This is a genomic window from Acetomicrobium mobile (assembly GCF_937920065.1).
Map to the genome: position 1 here is coordinate 1 of NZ_CALETC010000056.1, position 3,370 is coordinate 3,370.

The window sequence follows — 3,370 nt, forward strand, 5'->3', positions numbered from 1 at the left end:
GTCTTCGTTAAAGCGGCACATTACAACCAATTAAATGATCCAGATATAAATGGCATAGTCACAAGCTGGAGTGATATTATGGATGAGTTCAAGGCACAGGCAGCTCTGGAAAAGGAACGATCGCACCTAGAATGTTTATTTTATAACAACCCTGAAGCTATTGTGTTAACCAACAGCAATAATTATGTTACTCAAGCGAACGAATCCTTCTGTAAGACTTTCGGCTATAGCAAGAAAGAGGTCCTGGGCAAACACATTGATGAACTCGTGGCGGCCGATACGCCCTTTTATGGGGAGGCTTTCAGTGTAAGCGTTCGAGCAACCTTCGGAAATCTTGTTGACATTGAATCGGTTAGAAAGAAAAAAGACGGTACCTTGTTCGAAGTAGCCATCACTGCAGTTCCTGTAATTTTTAAAGGTGAATCTTGTGGTGTTTATACAATTTATCGCGATATCTCTGAAAAGAAGAAAGCTGAAGAGAAGTTAAATGAATACGTATATTACTTAGAAAGGGTGTGTATTCAAGCCATAGCGGCCTTAGGATCCACCCTCGAAAAAAGAGATCCTTATACGGCGGGCCATCAACGCAGGGTTGCCAAATTAACCAAGGCCATCGCAACGCACCTTGGGTTAAACGAAGATGATGTCAAGGCTGTTTGTATGGCATCTCCCGTGCACGATATAGGAAAAATAAAGATACCTGCAGAGATATTAACCAAACCGACGTCGCTCACCCCTGAGGAATACATGCTCGTCAAAGCTCACCCTCAGGTGGGTTTTGAGATTTTAAAAGGGGTAGAATTCCCATGGCCCATAGCTGAGATAGTTTACGAACATCACGAAAGACTGGATGGAAGCGGATATCCACAGGGGCTGAAAAATGACAAGATCCACCCTTTAGCACTTGTACTTGCCGTTGCCGACACAGTCGAAGCAATGGTATCTGATCGTCCCTACAGAAAAGCCTTGCCCCTTGAGACTGCCTTGAGCGAGATTCTAATGCTCAGGGGCAAGCATTTTGACCCCGACGTCGTCGATGCTTGCGTGAACTTGTTTAAAGTTGACGGTTTTACCTTCGATAATTAAGTGTAATTGCCTTCTGAAAGCATGATCTCGTTCCTCGAGGATATTTTTTCTTCCTCAGTTAGTTCATCGATTAGTTTAAATACTTTCACTTGACCCTCTAAATTCGCAGCCAGCGATGCCAAATCTTGAGATCCCTTTGCAACGCCTGAAATAACGTCCGATACTTTTGCAATATTATCTAATAAATTTTCAACAGATTCATTTAAGTTGGACGATTTCTCACTCAAGTTTTGAACAGTACTTGCAATTTCCTCAGCCGAAGCAGCTTGTTCTTCCGCAACTGCAGCCATGTCCTGAGCAGCGCTTGCTATTGTTTCGAGGGAGTGCATTATCTTTTCTATTGCACTTTCAGCATTACTCGCTTCTTCTTTGGCACGCTCAGTTATTTTCGCATTCTCTTCGGTGGCTGCCACTACGCTTTCAAGGTCTCTTACTATAGTTTCCGCCAAATTGGTTATCTGCTCCGCTGCGTTGTTAGACTGTTCGGCTAACTTTCTGACCTCCTCCGCTACTACGGCAAATCCCCTACCGTGCTCACCTGCTCGCGCTGCTTCAATCGCAGCATTAAGAGCGAGTAAATTGGTTTGATCCGCGATTTGACCTATTGTCCCAACGAAAGTTTGGATGTGTCTAGCCCTAGCACCTAAATCGTTAACTACAGCGACCGATTTTTTTGCACTATCTGACACTTCAACGGAAGAAACCACCGCTTTTTTCACGGCATCTATGCCTTCTTGAGCAAATTGTCTGGCAATTTCAACTTGTTCTGCTACATCGGTACTACGTTTGGCTGCCGATTGCGCTCCTGCTGCAACTTCTTGCGAGCTTGCGCTTATTTCCTCAACGGCAGATGCCAAAAACAAAACATCCGAAGAGACTTGATCAACTTCTTTTCTTCCTCCTTCCATGATATGGCTTGCTTCCTCAGCGGATGCAGAAAAATCATCGGAAGATAAAGCGAGATTGCGGCTGGTATTCATTACCACAACCAAAGCTTCCTTAAACCGCGAAAGCAATTTTCCTATTGCTTTCAAAACATCTCCTATTTCGTCTTCACCGGCGCTTTCGATCTCCTTCGATAAGTCGAGATCGTCGGCTATGCTGTTGACAAAGCTGACCATATTTTTTAGGGGCAAATTAATAGAGCGCGTTAACATGAAACCAAATAATAATGCTACAACTGCTGCTACAACTACAATAGCTATAGATTTTTTGGTAGCAGAATCTATTGCTTGGGAGATGGAATCGGCCGTCAAATCCATATCAAGGGCGGCGAAGGCAAAAGTTTCATTAATGCTTCCTGTCAACATATTAGTGTCAATATAGATTTTGTTGACCTCGTTCAACACTTCCGATTCTGAGGCTTCCTTTGCTATCATTTCATTTATAGCGTTCATAGCAGTTAACCAACGATTGAATATTTCAGCCGTACTGTCATATCTGTTCATTGCCTCTTCGGTAAGAAGTACACAGCCATATTCTTCAAAGGCCAACTTGGCGTTTTGAAGCAAACTTTCGATATTTTTCGACTCCAAATGCCAAGTTGCCTTGGGCTCGTTAATTACCTTATATACACTGCTCATAGCGTTAACTATGTTGACATTGGCCTCTGCCGCGTACCTAATGCTTTTGCCGCTCTGCCTTAAAAGCTCGACGTTTTCCTTTTGGCCCTTTACGAACCCCAAGAGATACCAAGAAGTGCATATGTTAGCAATGATCAAAATAATTACCAACAATAATAACCGGGTCCTTATTTTGGAAAATCTTAAAAAACCGTCAGCAACCACTTACGACACCTCCGCAGAAGAATAAGATAAATTTTAAATCCTATATCGACGATACCTTGGTCAATGCCCATGAAAAATCATATCAGGCGGGAAAAATGTATAATTGGTTCATCTCATGGGGTTTGACGTTATCGACCATTTCGTTCGCTTCAATAGTATTATAGGAGTATTATAGGAAATTTCAGTTTAATTTTACATTAGAACATTTTTGCTCTTGTGCTGAAAATACATCATCCAGAGAGCTCCTATTCTAATTTGAATAAATATGCACGTTTAATATAGCATATCACTTAATTTGAATCCTCCTCGATTTTTTTGACAGCGATAAACTATTAAAGACAGAGGCCTCATCGCTTATGAACAATCCTTGCAAACGGTGTAAAATTGCTTTAATGATATCATTAAAGGAGGTAGCTCATAAATGATATCCTTTACGAAAACCCACGGTAACGGAAATGATTTCATTATAATAGAAGACAAAGACAACAATTACAGTG

General features: G+C 41.8%; 2 protein-coding genes. One reads left to right on the forward strand and one right to left on the reverse strand.

What is annotated here, in order from left to right; translation table 11 throughout:
* Window positions 1-1,086: HD domain-containing phosphohydrolase (locus Q7P41_RS01965; protein WP_303881727.1), on the forward strand; the 1,086-nt coding region annotated here is incomplete at its 5' end.
* Here Q7P41_RS01965 and Q7P41_RS01970 read toward each other — a convergent pair.
* Window positions 1,083-2,873 carry a methyl-accepting chemotaxis protein gene (locus Q7P41_RS01970; protein WP_303881729.1) on the reverse strand — a complete coding sequence of 597 codons (1,791 nt, stop codon included), beginning with the start codon at window positions 2,871-2,873 and terminating at the stop codon, window positions 1,083-1,085. The two genes, Q7P41_RS01965 and Q7P41_RS01970, sit on opposite strands and share 4 nt — an antisense overlap.
* Window positions 2,874-3,370: the final 497 nt, after the last annotated feature.